Annotated in this window: 15 protein-coding genes; 5 read left to right on the forward strand and 10 right to left on the reverse strand. The window is 54.8% G+C overall.

Annotation, left to right across the window (positions count from 1 at the left end):
* Positions 1-247: 247 nt before the first annotated feature.
* Genes MDHKLMBL_RS05895 through MDHKLMBL_RS05915 form a run of 5 tightly spaced genes read right to left on the reverse strand, consistent with a single transcriptional unit; the run spans position 248 to position 6,250 of the window.
* Complete coding sequence (locus tag MDHKLMBL_RS05895) at positions 248-3,286, reverse strand: efflux RND transporter permease subunit (RefSeq protein WP_072678648.1); 3,039 nt, start codon at positions 3,284-3,286, stop codon at positions 248-250.
* Entirely contained in the window at positions 3,283-4,335 is a 1,053-nt protein-coding gene (locus tag MDHKLMBL_RS05900) for an efflux RND transporter periplasmic adaptor subunit (RefSeq protein ID WP_072678647.1), read from the reverse strand. The genes MDHKLMBL_RS05895 and MDHKLMBL_RS05900 overlap by 4 nt, the downstream gene beginning before the upstream one ends.
* Positions 4,336-4,372: 37 nt before the next feature.
* The gene (locus tag MDHKLMBL_RS05905; RefSeq protein ID WP_091642674.1) at positions 4,373-5,275 is read right to left on the reverse strand and encodes an alpha/beta fold hydrolase; all 903 of its coding nucleotides are present in this window, start codon (positions 5,273-5,275) and stop codon (positions 4,373-4,375) included.
* Positions 5,265-5,768: a PaaI family thioesterase gene (locus MDHKLMBL_RS05910; protein ID WP_091642677.1), complete on the reverse strand. Its 504-nt coding sequence runs from the start codon at positions 5,766-5,768 to the stop codon at positions 5,265-5,267. Before MDHKLMBL_RS05910 ends, MDHKLMBL_RS05905 begins: the two co-directional genes overlap by 11 nt.
* Entirely contained in the window at positions 5,765-6,250 is a 486-nt protein-coding gene (locus MDHKLMBL_RS05915; protein WP_091642679.1) for a PaaI family thioesterase, read from the reverse strand. The genes MDHKLMBL_RS05910 and MDHKLMBL_RS05915 overlap by 4 nt, the downstream gene beginning before the upstream one ends.
* Positions 6,251-6,508: 258 nt before the next feature.
* On the opposite strand from MDHKLMBL_RS05915, the gene MDHKLMBL_RS05920 reads away from it, so the two are divergent.
* Positions 6,509-7,123, forward strand: coding sequence for a TetR/AcrR family transcriptional regulator (locus tag MDHKLMBL_RS05920; protein WP_104270338.1), 615 nt, complete (start codon positions 6,509-6,511; stop codon positions 7,121-7,123).
* A gap of 69 nt (positions 7,124-7,192) precedes the next feature.
* Here the strand turns inward: MDHKLMBL_RS05920 and cypR are convergent, their stop codons facing one another.
* Positions 7,193-8,236: a transcriptional regulator CypR gene (cypR, locus tag MDHKLMBL_RS05925; protein WP_091642684.1), complete on the reverse strand. Its 1,044-nt coding sequence runs from the start codon at positions 8,234-8,236 to the stop codon at positions 7,193-7,195.
* 129 nt (positions 8,237-8,365) lie between these two features.
* Here cypR and MDHKLMBL_RS05930 point away from each other — a divergent pair, with 129 nt between their 5' ends.
* From MDHKLMBL_RS05930 to MDHKLMBL_RS05945, 4 genes are all read left to right on the forward strand, one after another.
* Complete coding sequence (locus MDHKLMBL_RS05930) at positions 8,366-8,686, forward strand: 2Fe-2S iron-sulfur cluster-binding protein (protein WP_091642688.1); 321 nt, start codon at positions 8,366-8,368, stop codon at positions 8,684-8,686.
* Between the two features lie 14 nt (positions 8,687-8,700).
* Entirely contained in the window at positions 8,701-10,113 is a 1,413-nt protein-coding gene (locus tag MDHKLMBL_RS05935) for a cytochrome P450 (RefSeq protein WP_091642690.1), read from the forward strand.
* 17 nt (positions 10,114-10,130) lie between these two features.
* On the forward strand, positions 10,131-11,768 hold the full coding sequence (locus MDHKLMBL_RS05940; RefSeq protein WP_227663913.1) for a GMC family oxidoreductase: 1,638 nt from the start codon (positions 10,131-10,133) through the stop codon (positions 11,766-11,768).
* Between the two features lie 88 nt (positions 11,769-11,856).
* Positions 11,857-13,107, forward strand: a complete 1,251-nt coding sequence (locus MDHKLMBL_RS05945) for an NAD(P)/FAD-dependent oxidoreductase (protein ID WP_091642696.1) — start codon at positions 11,857-11,859, stop codon at positions 13,105-13,107.
* Positions 13,108-13,939: 832 nt separating this feature from the next.
* Here the strand turns inward: MDHKLMBL_RS05945 and MDHKLMBL_RS05950 are convergent.
* The 4 genes from MDHKLMBL_RS05950 to MDHKLMBL_RS05965 form a co-directional block, all read right to left on the reverse strand.
* Positions 13,940-14,611: an OmpW/AlkL family protein gene (locus MDHKLMBL_RS05950; protein WP_091642699.1), complete on the reverse strand. Its 672-nt coding sequence runs from the start codon at positions 14,609-14,611 to the stop codon at positions 13,940-13,942.
* 85 nt (positions 14,612-14,696) lie between these two features.
* The gene (locus tag MDHKLMBL_RS05955; protein WP_172972330.1) at positions 14,697-16,319 is read right to left on the reverse strand and encodes a long-chain fatty acid--CoA ligase; all 1,623 of its coding nucleotides are present in this window, start codon (positions 16,317-16,319) and stop codon (positions 14,697-14,699) included.
* A gap of 100 nt (positions 16,320-16,419) precedes the next feature.
* Positions 16,420-18,018, reverse strand: coding sequence for a GMC family oxidoreductase (locus tag MDHKLMBL_RS05960; protein ID WP_091642703.1), 1,599 nt, complete (start codon positions 18,016-18,018; stop codon positions 16,420-16,422).
* A gap of 27 nt (positions 18,019-18,045) precedes the next feature.
* On the reverse strand, positions 18,046-19,500 hold the full coding sequence (locus tag MDHKLMBL_RS05965) for an aldehyde dehydrogenase family protein (protein WP_011783983.1): 1,455 nt from the start codon (positions 19,498-19,500) through the stop codon (positions 18,046-18,048).
* Positions 19,501-19,535 lie beyond the last annotated feature (35 nt).

Below are 19,535 nucleotides of genomic sequence, written 5' to 3' on the forward strand. Positions count from 1 at the left end.
CGTAATCCCCTCCGTTGCGGCGCACCACTTTAATGTCATTGTTGTTCCACTTTTAAACAAAAGCGGACATTCAAGTTAGCCTCCGCTCAGGGCCGACGAGCAAATCACTTATGCTTCATACAGCCTAATTGATGGAGCAAATCACGGACGCCAGACGATCACATGGAAAGGAAGCTGGGTGCAGGTCAGGGGTTTCAGCTAGCTTTGGGATGCCTGAACCAGTCTAAACTGTGGGGCCGATCTAATCTCAGCGTTCGTTCTTTAATCGAAACCAAAGGGCATAAAGCGCCGGCACAAACAATAGCGTGATCAGAGTGCCGACCGCCACGCCACCGATAAGGACATAAGCCAGCGGCCCCCAGAACAGGTCAAAGGTCAGAGGTACAAACGCCAGAACGGCCGCCAGGGCGGTGAGTACCACGGGGCGGGCACGTTGGACTGCCGCTTCGACAACGGCTTCCCGGGCAGCCATTCCTGCTTTGAAGTTGTCCTGCACCTGCTGCGTCAGAATCATGGTATTTCGCATCAGGATGCCGCCCAGGCCAATCAGCCCCAGCAGCGCGGTAAAGCCAAAGGGTTGATTAAACAGCAGCAAAGCCAGCACAGCCCCAATCAGCCCCAGTGGCGCGGTGGCAAGAACAGTCAATGTGCCGATAAAGGAACGCATCTGAAGCATGATAAAGATCAGCATCAACGCCAACATCACCGGTTGTAATGTCTGGATTGAAGCATTGGCTTTGGCTGATTGTTCCACCGTACCGCCGATTTCAATACGGTAACCCTCCGACAACTGTTCGCGCAGGCCCGTCATCGCACTCCATATCTCCTTGGTGACATCCGGTGGCTGGGCACCTTCTACATCGGCCTGAACGGCCAGGAAGGGGTCACGGTTGTAACGCTTTATGACGGGGTCCTCGTAACGAACCTGCCACTTGCCCAGTTGCTGTACGGAAAGTTTGCGGCCGTCGCGGGTTTTGATCTCAAGATCTTCCGGCATGATCACTTCGCCACGTGCATTACGCGCCACCAGTTGAACGCTCCTTATGCCCTGGCGCAGTTCGGTGACGGCCACTCCGCGGAGTTGGAACTGCAGTTGCCGGGCAACCTCTGCCGGAGTCAGGCCCATCCAACCCAGATTTTCCGGATCCATATCAAGATAGAGAGTGGGCACACGCTCATCCCATTCGAGATGCGGCATGACGATGTTCGGATGCCCGGTCATGAGAGTGCGGATCTGGTGCGCGATCTCTCTGAGTTGATCGGATTCCGGACCCAGCACACGAAAACTGACCGGCCAGACCACCGGGGGACCGTACAGCAAACGCGTCACCCGCACTCGTGCCTCCGGAAATTCACCCGCCGCGATTCTGGTTTCCAGCGCCGAGATGATGCGATCGCGCCCTTTAACGTCCTGCCCAATGGCAATCAACTTGGCAAATGCCGGGTCCGGCTGCTCGGGGTTGGCCGATACGAAGAATCGGGGCGCACCGGCACCGATGTAAGCGGAAAGGCTTTTCACCTCCGGCATGTCCATCAGAATCGCTTCCAGGCGTCTGACACTTTGATCCGTGGTGGCAATAGCGCTCCCCTGCGGAGCGTAGACACTGATCAGAACTTCGGGGCGATCAGAACTGGGAAAAAATTGCTTCTGCACCTGGGTTGCCATCCCGAAAGCACTGATCGCCAGCAAACCCACTGTGATAAAAACGACGGTTTTCCGGTACTGAACACACGCTGTGATCACCCCACGCAACCGCTGATAAAACGCGCTTTGGTAAAGGTCCTGGCCCATATGCCCGGTGTAATCGGGCAAGAGCTTGACGCCCAAATAAGGCGTAAAAGTTACCGCCACCACCCAGGAAATCAACAACGAAAAAGCCAGCACCCAGAAGATGTTGCCGGTGTATTCTCCCACTCCGGACTGGGCAAATCCGATGGGGACAAATCCGGCCACCGTCACCAGCGTACCGAACAGCATGGGCGCGGCGGTTACGCTCCAGGCATGACTGGCTGCCCGTACCCGGTCCCAGCCGCTCTCCATCTTCACGATCATCATTTCAATGGCGATGATCGCATCGTCCACTAACAGACCCAGTGCGATAATCAACGCACCCAGGGTGATGCGGTCCAGGTTTATGCCCGCCATTTTCATCAACAAGAAAGTCAGGCCGAGGGTCACAGGAATCGCAATGCCCACCACCAAACCCGCGCGCAGACCGATCGCCAGTATGCTAACCCCCATCACCACGACCAACGCAACCAGAAACTTGACCTGAAAAAGATCAACCGCCTGAGTGATGGCTTCCGCCTGATCGGTCAGGGTCTGTATTGACATTCCCAGCGGCAGCCTGCCCTGTTCGGTACTGACAAACTCGCGCAGCCGCGCGCCAAATTCCAGGCCATTTTCACCCGCACGCATGACCACACCCAGGAGGATCGCATCCTCACCGTTGGAGCGGACGATGTAGCTCAAAGGATCTTCATACCCTAAACGCACCTCGGCCAGATCAGATACGGTAATAAGCTGGTCGCCGATACGGAGAGGTACTGAGGTGAGGCGCTCAAGGTCAGACAGGTCGATGTTGCTGCGGACATAAACCCGCGGGCCGGCAAGATCAACAAAGCCAAGAGGCTGAAGACGGTTGTTGGCCTCTATCGCCTGCAACACCTCTTCTGCCGACAAACCGAGGTTGTTGAGCCGGTCCTGATCAAATTCGAGATACACCCGCTCAGGACGCTCCGCCAGGAGCTGTGCTTTTTGCAAGCCGGGCAGCCGTTGCAGGCGATCCCGTATCGATTCTGCCTCGCGGGTCAGTTCACGCATTGGCATCCCGGGTGCCGTCAGCGCCAGCAGGGAGAAATACACATCCGCGAAATCATCGTTGACGATGGGGCCGATCACACCCTGGGGGAGGTTGGGTCGCTCATCGAGCATGCGCTTGCGGACTTGATAGAAGAGGTCCGACACTTTTTCACTCGGAGTAGAATCCAGGAATCGGATAACCATGGCGGCCTGCCCGGGCCGAATGGTTGTCTCAATATTATCGAAATACACCACCTCCTGGATTCGCTTTTCCAAACGATCCACGACCTGGTTCTGCAGCACCTCGGGGGTTGCCCCTGGCCAGACGACAGAAACCACCATCGCCCGGACGGTGAACGCAGGGTCTTCCGCCCGACCCAGGGACGAGAACGCGTAGAAACCGGCAACAACGGACAGCAAAAGAAAAAAGAGGGTGACCGAACGCTCGCGCACTGCCAGCGCGGAAAGATTCGGTAAGCTCATTGAACCAGCTCCCGCACTGCCATGCCAGGCGTGAGCAGGTGTGTCCCCAACGCGACGATGGGCGTTCCCGCCTTGATGTCGACCTTGATCTTCGCATACTCCTCACCCAGATCGATCACCTCGACCGCCAGGGGCGTTACCGTGCCGTCGGAAACCAACCAGATCTGCGGCGTTTGCCCTCTCTCATCCAGGGCACCCAGCGGTACGCGATGGCTGGGGGCGGTTTGCTTCTGCGCTAACCGCACACTCACCACCGACCCCAGGGTTAAAGACGAGGGGTAGGGCCCCTCCAGGCTGTATCGGGCACGCCAGCTCCGGCTTGCGGGGTCGGCAGCCCCGGCAATCTCTCTCAAGCTCACAGCAAGCTGTTCGCCATTGGGTAAAGGGACATAACCGCGCATGGACGGGTTACTGCCCTCTGGTAAAAAAACCTCGACTTCCAGCGATTGATCTTCGGCCAGAACGGCAAGGGTTTGTCCGACACCCACAACCTGGCCAGGTTCAACGATGACCTCAGTGACCACGCCTGCATGGGCGGCTTTCAGTTCCGCATACCCCAGGGCATTCTGAGCCTGCTGATTGCGTGCAGAAGCGGTTTGCACCTGGCTGCGCGCCTCACGCTCTGCCAACTCAAGGCGTTGCAGGGTTTGTTCGCTGACAAACTGATGCGCCACAAGTTGCTGCTGGCGCTGGAGTTCATTGGTGGCAATTGCCAGGGCCGCTTTTGCACGCTTAAGATCCACGGCGGCGACCCCTGCGGCTGCCACCAGGTCCCGTGTATCGAGCTTGAACAGTAAGTCGCCTTTTTCCACGCGCTGACCGGCATCGATATAACGATGCTGAATCCGACCGGCGATCTGAAAGGCCTGAGGAACTTCGTGGCGGCCTCGCAGGGTTCCTGAAAATCTCTGCGCTGTTGGGCCGGCGTCCTTTAGTTCAACTGTTTTTACCCAGGGGATAGGGGCGCGGGCATCTGGGGGCGGTTCCGAAGACTGCTGACAACCAGACAGCATGAGCAGCGAGATAAACAGGGTCAGCATACAGCGCATGGCAGGTGTCCCGATTGGCAAAATCCAGATTTGAGTATCAGCTCTCACGGTAGCCGGACAAAACAAGTTGCAGGATGGCATCGCGAACGGTTTCCCTCCGCTCCATAGGCAGAAAATGAGTCGCCTCGCCGAGGACATTTACGTCAGCCTCAGGCAGCAGGATCTGCAGGCGTTTTCGCGCGGCCGGCGAGAAGGTTGACCCGCGTTCCGCCGCCAGCACGATAACCGGGCACCGCAACTGACGAATACCGGGCCAGGGGTTGTGTTCGGTATGGGCAAAAGTGGTGCTCTCCCACTCCGGCGCACACGCCAACTGAACTTGATCTTCCTGCGGTTCGAAGGCGTGCTGGATATAGGCTTCCAGCCATGCTTCGGGCCAGGTCTTGAAGCCACCGCGGCCCCGATAGTTGTCCAACGCAGCAGCGTGCGAGTCGAATACCGGGCGCCGACGTGCGGCTCCGGCGGCCAGTGACAACCGATGTGACTGGCGTAGCAGCTTGGCCAGCCACAACCTCAGGCCCTGCCCCGGATCCATGATTACGGGTTCCGCCAGAATCAGGCCCAGCACTTTGTCTGGCCGTCGGGCAGCGGCCATGATGCTGGTGGTGGCCCCAATGGAGTGGCCGGCAAGCCAGACCGGCTCATCCAGGCTATCCAGCAGAGCGGTCATGTCGCGATAGTAGGTTTCCCAGCCCCGGAATGTCGAAAAGTTCGCCGCACCGGCGCTGGCCCCGTGCCCCCGCATGTCCCAGGCCAGGACATTGACGTCCGTGGCAAGCTCATCAAGGAGGGGGCGGTACAGGCGGCCATGGAAACCCGTTGCATGCGCCCAGTGCAACGTGGGGCGCGCTTTGGATTGCGGCCAGCGCCACAGGGCGATCTCCGCGCCATCCGGCGCCTGGAATTGGTCGCGTTCAGGGTTGTTGTGCTTATTGTCCATGAAGATCTGCTTCTTTGGCCGCCATTGTCGGGAGCAACAACTGAACCTGACCGCTGGCGATCGGCTTGCGCTTATCGCCCTGCCAGCAGGTCACCCGGACCAGGCTGCTCCGCCTGCCTTGCCGGACAATTTCGGCGCTGGCGAACGTCGATCGGGCCTGCGCGGAGCGGAGGTAGTTAATGTGGCTGTCGAGAATGCGTGGGCAACGTTTGTCTGTATCCTGGCGTTGCGCAGCGACCCGCGCGGTAAGCTCCATCAGGGCGCCAAGCACGCCGCCATGGAGAGCAGGTAGCATAAAGTTGCCAATCAGCGCTTCACGACACGGCATATGAACCACTAGACCTACATCGTCGCGTTGAACCTCAAGACCAAGGTGCCGTGCGTAGGGAGTGCGCTCCAGCAGGGCCTGCCAGTCGGAACATTCTTTCCCGCTTTCTTGCCCGCTTTCGGAAGGGCCTGAGATGGGTTGTGCCGAATCGCCAGTCGTACTCATGCGCCCTCCTTTTTTCGTCCACCGGCCTGAAATTGCTGGCCCTGGGTGTTGCGCATGAAGGTGGCGCTTGCCGTCGCTAACAGCTCACTGTCACTCTCGCTGAGGATGTCGCAATGGATGAACGCGACCTCGTCCGTTAAATGACGACAGGTGGCCACCGCTACCAGGGCACGGTCGCCGCTGGCAGGCCGCAGATAATCCATGCGCAGATCCAGCGTGGCAATGGGCATCAGCTCCAGGGCCCCCGCAAATACCGCCAGGCCTCCGGCGGAGTCTGCCAGTGAGTAGAGCACGCTGGTGCAGATTTCTTTTGTATCCTCTTCGGCGAACATCCATGGCTGTGGGGTCAGGCGCATACAGACCTGGCCCTTATCGACAGAGACAACCTGCATACCCAGATCCCTGCCGTGGGGAACCTGTTCGGTGAACTGCCACGCCGTCGTCACAGCGTCACTGTGCTGAGCTCTGTTCGACTCCGTCATCAGATCTGCCCACCCCGGTTTGCATTTCGCGCAGGGGTGGAAGTGGGGGGAAACAGCTGATTTTGATAGGTCATTGCCATGTCAGTTTCTTCCGAATAACATTGTTGCTGGATTTTGGTTGGTTAACCAACCAAATGTCAAGAATCTGTTGTGGCAAATGGCACGCCACCCGTGCGATGGCGCACCACCAATGCAATGAGTCAGGTGGTTGCCGCTCTGATGAACAAATAGCTGGCTTGCTGAGGAGATGTTTAAGCCATGGTTAACAGACAGATGACTCCTGCAAGCAAACTGGGCGACCAGGGCGACGTTTTGTCTAACGCAGCCCGGCTTTTTCGTGAGAAAGGCTTTGAAAGGACGTCGCTCAAGGAGATTGCCGAGGCCTGCAATATGCTGCCCGGAAGTCTGTATTATCGTTACAACAGCAAGGAAGCGCTGCTTGTCGAGCTGATGCGCCGGGGGGTGGACCTGGTTACCGCAGAGGTCGAGTCGGCTTACGCCAGTTCGGGTGACCCGGTTGAACGGTTGCGTCTTTGTATCAACGCGCATCTGCGAGCCCTGTTGGTCGATTCGGACGCGGTTTACGTGCTGCTGTTTGAATGGCGAGCGCTGGGCCCGGAGGCCCGCGAGGAAATCATCGAACTGCGTGACCAGTACGAGTCCTTGTGGGCCGATATCCTCGAAACGATGATTGCACAGGGCGTGATCCGGAAGAATGTTGACGGCCGTTTGCTCCGCCTGATCGGCCTTGGGGCGCTCAACTGGGTTGCAACCTGGTTCGACCCGAACGGGGCTCATTCACTCGACGCCATTGGCGACTTGATCTGGCAGATCGCGATGGACGGTGTGATCAATAAAGGGGGGCAGGCATAGGTTCTGGCTTCACAAACGCAAGCAAGTAGCCTCTGTTTATGATCGCTAATCATGCGGATGCACGGTTTGTCATCTGACATTTTGCCTGAACTGCTCAGGCGACTGGTCAAACCAGCGCTTGAAGGCGCGTCTGAAATTGGCAATGTCGTGATAGTTCATCAACGCGGAAATGGCCTCGATTGACAGTTGGCTTTCACGCAAATAGGTCGCTGCCTGCTGGGACAGAATCTCGTCGCGAACTTTCCGAAAACCGCTGCGTTCCTGCTTGAGTTTGCGTGCCAGAGTGCGTTTGCTCATGAACAACGAGGCCGCTGCTTCGTCTTCACTGAGCGTTCCGGGCGGTCGGGACAACATCATCATCTTCAGCTGGGTCTGATAGCTCGGTTGATCCGACTGAAGTTGCACAAGCATCGATTCACACTGTTGCAAGGCCAGACGATAGTTTTCGTGATTGGCGGACGCATTCGGTTCCCGACACAATGACATCGGCAACGTAAGTTTTACCTGATCGCAATCATAGTGAATCTGCCCGGATAAAAAATCGGCATACATTGCCTTATACTTTGGTTCAGGATGAGCGAAGTATATTTCAGCCTCATGCAAAGGGCGACCAATTATAAATTCGCCAAATTCAAAAAGGGCCTTAATCATCGCATCCGACAGGCACTGCTGTATGTCATCGTCCAGCGACTCCTGATAGTCCAGAATACACTCCAGGCGCTCGTTGACTTGCTGCAAATGCAGGTGGATGAAGCTAGCACGCGTGGGCAGAAAAGTATGAATCGCCTGCAGCGCAGTGAGAAAGTCGGGGCTGCTGTAAGCAACGAACCCCATTGCTCCATGGGTTGCCGGTGTCAGTCGCTTGCCGAGCCGCAACCCGAATTCCGGCAGGCCGGACAAGTCCAGTGCGTTGCGCAGAATCCGCATCTGCTGAGCTGCGGTAAGCAGGCTTTCCTCACTCAATAATTGCGCCACACCAAGCCCGGTGCCGAGCAGCAGACGTGGCAGTTGTTTGGCTGTTAAATCAAGCTCACGCGCAATTAGCCGTGAGTAATTCGATGGAATACCTGGACCGGTTTTTTGCAAATCACCCGCCTTCTGCGTCGTCATCATTGATCATCTCCGTCCTGAACGACCACTATTTTGTCTTTAAATGACTCTATGTTGTCAAGAAATGACCTGACAGAAGTATCGCCAGACAGCCAATATCTATCGGTGAATACTACGGGCAGGAGAACAACAATGGGTAAGATTACTTTTATAGAACATGATCAAACTAAACATGTCGCTGAGTTCAAAACTGGTTCCTCGGTAATGCAAATCGCCGTTGACAATCTGATCCCCGGTATTGACGGGGACTGCGGGGGGGAATGTGCCTGTGGCACCTGCCACGTCATCGTCTCGGACGATTGGTTCAGAAAGACAGGTACGCCTGGTGGTGAGGAAGAGCAAATGCTGTCAATGACCCCGGAGCGGGAGAGCACTTCGCGCCTGGGCTGCCAGGTGGTCATTACTGATGAAATGGACGGCATGACCGTGCATTTACCCGAGTTCCAGATGTGAACATAGGAGGACGCATGCCAACACTGTCTAAAACATTTGACGACATTCAATCCCGAGTGATCAATGCTACCTCCAGGGTGGTACCGATGCACAGGCAGATCCAGGGGCTGAAACTGTTAATGAGCGCCAAGAAGAAGGCCTTCGGCCCACGCCGGCCGGTGCCCGAATTTGTTGAATCAGTCATCCCGGACGTTAACACGCTGGCCCTTGAGGACATCGATGTCAGCAATCCATTTTTGTATCGGCAGGATCAGTGGCGCGCCTATTTCAAACGGTTGCGCGATGAGGCTCCGGCGCATTACCAGAAGAACAGCCCCTTCGGCCCCTTTTGGTCGGTGACTCGCTTTGAGGACATCATGTTCGTAGACAAGAGTCACGACCTGTTTTCCGCCGAGCCGCAAATCATATTAGGCGACCCTCCAGAGGGGCTGTCGGTGGAAATGTTCATAGCCATGGATCCGCCAAAACACGATGTGCAGCGCAGCTCGGTTCAAGGCGTGGTGGCACCGAAGAACCTGAAGGAAATGGAGGAGCTGATCCGATCGCGTACCGGCGATGTGCTTGACAGCCTGCCTCTGGGCCAGCCCTTCAACTGGGTGCCCACTGTATCGAAGGAACTCACCGGTCGCATGCTCGCAACCCTTCTGGATTTTCCTTACGAGGAACGTCACAAGCTGGTTGAGTGGTCGGATCGGATGGCCGGGGCAGCATCGGCAACCGGCGGCGAGTATGCCGAAGAAGAGATCATGTTTGACGACGCGGCTGACATGGCCTGGTCCTTCTCCAGGCTCTGGAGGGATAAGGAAGCGCGCCGCGCGGCGGGCGAAGAGCCCGGTTTCGATTTGATCAGCCTGCTACAGAGCAACGACGACACCAAAGATCTGATCAATCGCCCGATGGAGTTTATCGGCAATCTGACGCTGCTTATCGTTGGCGGCAATGATACCACTCGCAACTCAATGAGTGGTGGCCTGGTGGCCATGAACGAATTCCCAAAGGAGTTCGAAAAACTGAAGGCAAAACCGGAACTGATTCCGAACATGGTGTCGGAAATCATCCGCTGGCAAACGCCGCTGGCCTATATGCGCCGAGTCGCCAAGCAAGATGTTGAGCTGGGCGGCCAGACCATCAAAAAGGGCGATCGCGTTGTGATGTGGTACGCCTCGGGCAACCGTGACGAGCGCAAGTTCGAGGACCCCGATCACTTCATTATCGATCGCAAGGACGCACGAAACCATATGTCATTTGGCTACGGTGTTCACCGTTGCATGGGCAACCGCCTGGCCGAATTGCAACTGCGTATCCTATGGGAAGAGATTCTCAAACGCTTTGACAAGATCGAAGTCGTCGGCGAGCCGGAGCGCGTGCAGTCCAACTTCGTGCGGGGCTATTCGGAGCTGATGGTCCAGCTGACACCAAAAAGTTAATGAACAGGCTAACCAGGATGACGACCGAACAATTTGACTATGTCGTGGTTGGCGCGGGCTCGGCCGGATGTGCTGTCGCCAGCCGCCTGTCGGAGAGCGGTCGCCATTCTGTGCTGCTGCTTGAAGCCGGTCCGGAGAGCCGCCGCAACCCTTTCGTGAACATGCCGCTGGGTTTCCTGCAGCTAATGTTCAGCCGCCGCTACAACTGGCAGTTCAATACCGAACCGCAGCGTCACATGCACGACCGGGCGCTTTTTCAGCCGCGGGGCAAGATGCTTGGCGGTTCCAGCGGCATGAACGCGCAGGTCTATATTCGCGGGCATGCCCGGGACTACGACGAGTGGGCACGGCTGGGGTGCAAAGGGTGGTCATACGCCGAGGTGTTGCCCTACTTCCGCCGATCGGAACATTTCGAGCCCAAACTTACGCCGAATGAGGCAGAATTTCATGGTCAGGGTGGTCCGCTGAACGTTGCCGAGCGCCGCTATACCAATCCGCTGAGCACGGCGTTTGTCGAGGCGGCGACCCAGGCAAAGTACCGGCTCAATACAGATTTCAACGGCAGTGAGCAGGAGGGCGTGGGCTTCTACTACGCCTACCAGAAAGACGGCACACGCTGTAGCAACGCGCGGGCCTATCTCGAACCCGCCACGGCGCGTTCCAACCTGACGGTTTGCAGCGGCGCGTATGTCACCCGGGTGCTACTCGAAGACACCCGCGCCACCGGTGTCGAATACCGCGATACAAAGGGGCTGACGCAGGTCCGTGCCGGGCGCGAAGTTGTGCTCTGCGGCGGCGCGTTCAACTCGCCGCAACTGCTGATGCTGTCCGGGATCGGTCCGCGGGAGGAACTGTCCCGGCATGGCATAGAACTGCGCCATGCGTTGGGGGGCGTCGGGCAGAATCTTCAGGATCATATCGACGTGTTCGTGCGCGTCAGCGCCCGCAGCCGCCAAAGCATCTCGATGCATCCGAGTTACTGGCTCAAGGGGCTGTGGGGCGCTCTGACGTATCTGAGCGGCCGGCGGGGCGTGCTGTCGAGCAACGGCGCCGAGGCCGGCGGGTTCATCCGCTCCCGGCCCGAGGAGCCGGTACCCGACCTGCAGCTGCACTTCGCGCCAATGCTGTACGACGATCACGGGCGAGACCTGAAGACCGCGATGAGCGGTTATGGCTACGCGGTGATGATCTACGGGCTCAGGCCGTCGTCGCGCGGGCGCGTCGGTCTGCACAGTGCCGACCCGTTTGCCGCGCCGCTGATCGACCCCAACTACATGGCCGAGTCCGCCGATGTCGAGCGACTGGTGCGCGGTGTCCACCTGGTGCGCAAGATCCTGGCGCAGGCGGCGTTTGCCCCGCACCACGAGGTTGAGGTCTTGCCCGGGCCGGCGCTGCAGAATGACGACGATCTCGCCGCATGGGTACGGCGCAGCGGTGAATCAGCGTACCACCCGGTTGGCACCTGCAAGATGGGTGTTGATCCGATGGCGGTGGTCGATCCGCGCCTGCGCGTGCATGGCCTGCAATGCCTGCGGGTGGTCGATGCCTCCATCATGCCGACGCTGGTCGGCGGAAACACCAATCAGCCGGCAACCATGATCGGCGAGAAAGGTGCCGCGATGATACTTGAGGATGCCGGGGAGATGGTCGGCTGAGCTCCGCGCGCGCGGGCGTCACAGGGCTCAGTTGGCATCTGGACTTCTGATCAATCTGATTCCAAAGAACAGTAGAAAGAGACAGGCTATGGCAAACCAACAGAAAGAGACGACAGTCATCGTTGGCGGCGGGCACGCAGCAGGTGCGCTCCTGACAACCTTGCTGCAAAAGAAATATCAACATGAAGTGGTCCTGGTGGGCGAAGAGCCACATCCACCCTATCAGCGGCCGCCCCTGTCCAAGAACTACCTGGCAGGCGAGGTGGATCAGGAGTCGCTGTACCTCAAGCCGCGCTCGGTGTACGAGAACGCCGGCCATCAGTTGCGGCTCGGTGTACGTGCCGAACAAATTGATCGGGACAACAAGACCATCAGTTTGTCGGACCAGAGCACATTGAAATACGATCGACTGGTCCTGGCCACGGGGTCACACGTTCGACGCCTGAACGCACCCGGGGCTGACTTGAAGGGCATTCATTACCTACATGACATAGCTGACTCGGATGCCCTGCGTGAACAACTGGTTCCGGGGAAACGCTTGGTCATCGTGGGTGGTGGTTACATTGGCCTTGAAGTGGCATCCAGCGCTACCAAAAAAGGCGTTGATGTCACGGTACTGGAAGCGGCCGAGCGTCTTATGCAGCGTGTAACAGGCCCGGAAATGTCGGAGTTTTTTTACACCAAACACAGTAACGCTGGCGTGGATCTACGCCTGAACACGGCGGTAACCGGTTTCGAAGCTAGCGATCAGGGGCATGTGGCTGGCGTGACATTGGCGAGCGGCGGCACTGTACCGGCCGACATAGTGCTCGTTTCAGTGGGTGTGGCGCCAGAAACCGCCCTGGCTGAGGCCGCCGGCCTGCCCTGTGATGACGGCATTATTGTTGACGAGTTTACCCGCACAGAAGATCCAGCCATCCTGGCGATCGGCGACTGTACCCGCCACCGGAATCTTTTCTTCGAGAAGATGCAGCGCCTTGAATCTGTCGCCAACGCGGTTGATCAGGCCCGGACAGTGGCGGCAACCCTGATGGGCGAGAAGAAACCCTATAATAGCGCTCCATGGTTCTGGTCGAACCAGTATGACGTGCGTCTGCAGATGGTGGGGTTGTCGCAATATCATGATCAGCGTGTGCTGCGCGGAAGCCCGGAAGACAAGGGATTTGCGGTGTTTTATCTCCGCGACGGCTGTGTCATTGCTGTTGATGCGGTTAACCTGCCCATCGCTTTTATGGTCGGCAAGACCCTCGTTCAACAACGCAGGCAGGTCAATCCTGAAATGTTGAAGGATCCGGATATTGAACTGAAGTCCTTGGTGAGCGGTCAGTCCATAAATTGAAATTGACGACCGAGTAGAGCTGTGCCCTTAGTTTGCCCAAAATTGCGAAAGCAATGCACAACTCATACGGCCTATGGATATCATATCCTACGACCGACAGCTTTCAGTGAGCGCAAAGAATGCGTGAGCCACAACCGGCGGAATTTCCCGTAGCCAGACACATTACTGTTGCTCTGGTAAACCGAGAGCACCATAGCGGTGAAATAATTCTCTATATATCCCACTAATAACCTCACCTTGCAATTACCGACGAAAATATGAACTTGATTTTATCCACAAAGATAAAGCGAAGTCTCTATCGGCCATTATGGGTAGAGGTTCCGATCACTCAATCCTTCATAAGCAACATCGCCCATTCGGTGTCGACCTCTTGTTTTGGTTCATCTGAGCATATGCTTTTTCATGCGGATGGGTGGTGGCAGCCAAGACAGGGCTTTTCAGACTGCAAGCTTCAAGCGGTGTGTAAATCAAACACAGTAAGATTCCGGCTTATTGATGGTGGACATCAAGAACCGATAGTTACGAGCGGTATTAATGTTAAGACACTTGCTCGATTAAATGAAACTTGCGGGACTACTGAAAAGGTTTTCTATAGTAAGGACGTGCCGGTCCTGATGGCTATATACTACTCGACTAAACGATACGAGACCTTTAAATGATGTATAAGGCTGGGGCTATATACCTAAGGAAGATCTGAATAACCGCTGGTTTTTGCCCCTTTTCCGCAATCTTGGCGGAAAAGGGGCGCATTGGTCTTACGCTGCAGGTTTTTTATCAATCAGCAGGTTGCTGAAAGCGACCAGCAAATGCAGACGGTTGGTATACTTGGCATTTAAAAGCGATATGCGACTCCGATGCTCACGATAGTGGGGTCCACTTCCACTTCTGCCTGAACAGGGGCCGGGCCCAGGTTACCGGTGATATCCGCCTTGAAGGGTGCATATCTAACGTCAAAATTTGCCGACCAGTTATTGTGTATCTTCCAGCGAAAACCAGCCTGAACCGCAGGGGCCCATGTATCTTCGACGTCGAAGTCGGTTAGTGCGCGATCCTTTTCATCTAAAAAGAGAATCCGTCCTACACCCGCTCCAAAGTACGGAGAGAAGTTGCTACCCGTCAAGACATGATACTGAAGCGAAAGAATTACCGGACCATAATCTGTTTGACCAAGAAAAAGACCGGAGAGAGACTCTTCGCCCTGGAGGTCCGCACTAGCGGGAATGCCGCCAAAAATGTTGAATGCCAGCTGATTACTCAGAAAATACGACACGTCGAATGATATGGTCGTATCGTTGTTAATAGACAGGTTGGAATTTGGAACGGGGGCACCCCCCGCAGAGGCTGATCGCAAATCTTCATCGGTTAGAACTCTAGTGGCATTCAGCCCAACCACCCAGTCGCCTCTACTGTAAACCGGCTCAGATTGAGCGTTGGCCAGGCTCGCAGCAAGTGAAAGTAAAAGGAACGCCACTAACGAGACTTTACTAATTATTTTAGGTTTCATTTTTTTATTATCCTTTTTGGTATTAAAACAAATTGGCTTTAGGTAAAACTGCAATTTTTCGTAACACAAATGTCACTCATTGATGCTAGCTTGCCGGTTTACTGACTAATACTTCCCCATACTCAGAACGCAGCTTGTTTTTTAATACTTTCCCAGTGGCATTGCGTGGCAATCCTTCCACAAAGATCGCGCGATCCGGGATCTGCCACTTGGCGACTTTCCCCTGATAATGAGCAAGAAGTTCCTCCTCAGTAATATTTGCGTCGGGTATTTTTACTGCCAACAGGATCGGTCGTTCGTCCCATTTATCATGGGAGGCCGCCACTACGGCAGCTTCATTGATGGCAGAATGGCCCATTGCGATTCCCTCCAATTCGACTGTAGATATCCATTCACCACCAGATTTAATAATATCTTTTGAGCGGTCACGTATTGTCATAAATCCATCATCATTGATCGAAGCAACATCACCTGTCTCGAACCAACCGTCTTCCTCAAGAGTCTGATTTGGTTCAACACCGAAGTAATCGGCTACCACCCAATGACCACGGATGCGGAGATTTCCCTGAGCAATGCCATCTTCGGGCAGTTGATGACCGTCTTCTCCTACAATTTTGAGCTGCACCCCGTAGGGAGGCCGTCCCTGGCTTTCACGGATTTTGTTTCTTCCTTCCTCCGAAAGAGTATTGTGTTTCGACAGCAGTGCGTTGACGGTCCCGATCGGTGATGTTTCTGTCATTCCCCATGCATGGACAACTTCTACGCCATACTTACCACGAAACTCCGACATCATTGAGGGCGGACAAGCGCTACCCCCTATCACCGTCCGTTTAAGCGACTGTGCCGAGGAGCCAAGCTCGTCCAAAGCCGAGAGAAGTCCCTGCCAAATCGTAGGCACACCCAGCGCAATCGTTACGCTTTCTGAATCGATCAGCTTGACCAAACTTTGCCCATCCAGGCCAGGACCAGGCAACACCAGTTTGGCTCCAACCATCGCCGTAATGTAGGGTACCCCCCACGCATTTACGTGAAACATAGGAACAACCGGCATCACCACGTCCCGTGCCGATAAATTCAGTGCGTCGGGTTGAGCAGCTACCAGCGCGTGCAGAACGGTGGAGCGGTGTGAATAGAGCACCCCTTTGGGATTTCCGGTGGTGCCCGATGTATAGCAGAGGCTTGAGGCCTGGTTTTCGGCGATTTCAGGCCAATTCGCGTTAGGCGTTCCTCGCTGGAGAAACTCTTCATAAAACAACAAGCCTGGAAATTGCGCTGCAATTTCTTCGTCCGGTTCGGACATCAATACAAATTTCTCAACCGTCTCCAGTCGGTCTCGGATATTTGAAACAATGGTAAGGAACGTTTTGTCAAAGAATATGACTTTGTCTTGAGCATTGTTGATAACGTAAACGAGTTGTTCTGGAAACAGTCGCGGGTTAATGGTGTGACACACCATCCCGCCACCAGAGATGCCAAGGTAACATTCCAGGTGCCCCACGTTATTCCAACAAATGGTCGCGCACCGATCCCCCTGGACATAGCCTGCCGTTCGAAGCGCTGACGCAAGTTGTCGCGACCGCTCCGAAACAGTTGCCCAGTCAGATCGACTGGGATTTCCATCCGTTCCTATCGACACAATCTCAGCGTCTCCATGGTAGCGAGCAGCATGGTCGATCAAGGAATTCACGGTGAGCTCCATGTTCATCATTTGGCCAAGCACGTTTATCTCCTGTCGTTTTTGTAGTTGGTTGACGCGAGTATCTGGCGTCATTAAGGTCCAATGTAGAAGGCATAATCCGGGTTTGAACCTAAACATTTCCCAAGAGGATGTCGGCTGCATTTTCGGCAATCATCATGGTGGGTGCGTTGGTGTTACCGGCAACCAAACTGGGCATTATCGAGGCATCGACAACTCTTAGCCCTTCAATCCCTCTGACTTTTAATTCCGGATCAACGACTGAATCCGGATCCGCGCCCATACGACAAGTGCCAACGGGGTGGTAAATAGTCTCTGCATTTTCCCGGATAAAGTCCGCAATCTGACTGTCCGAAGACACCGAGTTTCCGGGCTTAATTTCTCGTTTACTATGTAAAGCCATTGTTGGTGCCCCGAGTATCCGTCGTCCAAATTTAACGGCCGAGATCATTGTTTTGATGTCTTCGGGGTTACTGAGATAATTGGGTTGAATCAACGGGTCGGCCAATGGGTCAGGGCTTTTGAGACCAATAAAACCGCGGCTTCTGGGCATTAGATCGCAAATATGCAAGGTGTACCCATACCCGGCCATCACTTTTCGTCCATGATCCTTCAGGTAAGTTGGCAAAAAGTGGAATTGCACATTTGGCCGTTCGCACGAGCGCTCGGATTTAACAAAGCCTCCGGACTCGGCAACATTACTGGTAAGAAATCCACGTCGCGCAAAGATATATGAGAATAATGCGCTCACGCCCCGAAACAGGAAACTGGGAGCAACGCCAATGGGCAAACGTGAGTTTGCCGCGTGCATGATCGTAATATCCAAATGATCAACCAGATTCTGGCCGACCTCAGGAAGATGATGCACAAGGGGGATCCCGTGTTTTCCAAGCTCTTCGCTATCACCGATTCCCGAAAGCATAAGTAGTTGTGGTGAATTAACCGCACCACCAGACAATATGACTTCACCGCCGTTATTGAGTCTAAGCTGGCGATATTCGCCCCCCTGGTTCAGTGTCACGCCGACTGCCCGCTTACCGTCCATTACCACCCGGGTTACCCGCGCGTCCGTTAGCACATCAAGATTAGGCCGGTTCTCCGCGACACGCAGAAATGCCTGCGCTGAACTCCAACGGCGACCATTTTTTTGTGTCACCTGGTAGAGTCCCAATCCCTCTTGCGTCTCTCCATTAAAGTCCGTGTTTATCGGGAGCTCTACATGAGGTGCCGCTCGAACAAAATCTCGACTCAACGGATTGACTGATTTGAGTTCACTTACGGTGAGCTCACCGCCCTCCCCATGGTAAGAATCTGCGCCAAAACGTTTATTATCTTCCAGTCGACGAAACAATTTTAAAGCGCGATCCCATCCCCAGAGGTCGGTCCCGGCAACTTGACCCCAGTGGTCATAATCGGCTTTGTGACCTCTGATATAGACCATGGCGTTGATAGAAGAGGACCCGCCAAGTGTTTTCCCACGAGGCCAAAACAGGCGGCGCTCCTTCAGATGTTCTTGAGGTTCGGTTTCAAGAGCCCAATTCAGCTTTTTACTATTGGAAAGGAGTGCTATACCTATAGGCATATGTATGAGTGGATTTTTATCCTTTGGGCCCGCTTCTAGCAACGCTACTCGCTTTGAAGAGTCCGCCGTAAGCCGATTGGCCAATACACAGCCCGCCGATCCCGCACCGACAATAATGTAATCGTACATAATAACTCTCTTATTATTTGATTATACTCAGCCCAGAATACGAACAGCAGCCTCTATAAGACGCCGGACCCAGGCTGTATAGGGTGGAAAAAGAAGATGCATAAGAGAATGTTTATCCTCCATCAACGCCTTTTCATGCGAAAAAGCGCGGAAACCGTATTCACCGTGTGCCGCCCCTATCCCGGAATTATTAACTCCACCAAACGGCAGGCCCGGATGTAGAAAATGCACAACTGTAAGGTTGACTCCTACAGCGCCGGAGCTCGTTCGCTCGATAATATCCGTGGCAAAAGCCTCGTTTTTGTCGAATATGTAAAGCGCAAGCGGTTTAGGGTTATCGTTGATTTTCTTGATAACCAGATCAATATCGTCGAATTCAATAACGGGTAAGATCGGGCCGAATAACTCCTCACGTGAAATATCCATGTCGCTCGATACATTTGAAATCAACGTCGGAGCAATAAAATTCTCTTCAGCATCTGTAACACCGCCTTCAAAGACTCTTGCACCTTTGTTTTTGGCATCATCTATCAGGTTTGAAACTCGCTGGAAATGACGTCGATTTACAATCCGGCAATAGTCGGCGGTCGATTTCTGGGCTTCTGGTGTTTTTCCATAGACTCGCCCAATTTCCGTTTTAAGTGCTTCATTGAATTGATCTGCGATATTAACGTGCACAAAAACATGATCTGGGGCGATACAGGTCTGTCCATTATTGGCAAACTTACCCCAGACAATGTTTCTCGCAGCCCTCTTTATGTTGGCATCTGGGCCAACAATGGTCGGGGACTTACCCCCCAATTCCAGTGTCACTGAGGAAAGGTTCTTGGCGGCAGCCTCCATGACCACCTTGCCTACCGCAGGACTGCCCGTGAAGAATATGTGGTCGAAGGGTAAGGCCAACAGTTTCTGCGCTACCGCGGCATCACCCTCAATCACGGAAACCAGATCGGGAGGGAAGGTTTCGGCGACAATGTTGGCAATCACCTTTGAGGTATGTGGTGTCATTTCCGAGGGTTTAATGATGGCTCCGTTCCCTGCAGCCAACGCTGAGACGAGAGGTCCGAGCGCAAGATTGAGCGGATAATTCCACGGTGCAATAATCAGGCACACTCCCTTTGGTTCTGGCCGAACATAAGATTTCGTGCCCAGAACACCAACGGATGCAGCCACTCGCTTCGGACGCATCCATTTACGCAAGTGTTTTTTAGTGTGTCGAATTTCCTGAAGCACCGGCAGGAGTTCAGTTAATTTGACTTCTGGAGCGGGTTTTCGAAAGTCCGCCGCGCAAGCCGCAATGATGTTTGATTCGTAGCGTTTAATTGAATCCCGCAGCTGGTCGAGCTGCGCTATTCGAGCCTCCAAGGTAAAACTTCCGCGACGCGCAAGTTGTGCCCGCTGTAGGGCCGCGAACGTTGAATCAATCGTATCGCTGGTTGACACATTGGGCAGCCCAACCTTCGCCAGACTAGCAATCTGCATTATAAAATCACCTCTTGCCGAACGAGACTGTTGTT

It is taken from the genome of Marinobacter flavimaris, from assembly GCF_002933295.1.
In the GTDB taxonomy this organism is placed as follows: Bacteria; Pseudomonadota; Gammaproteobacteria; order Pseudomonadales; family Oleiphilaceae; genus Marinobacter; species Marinobacter flavimaris.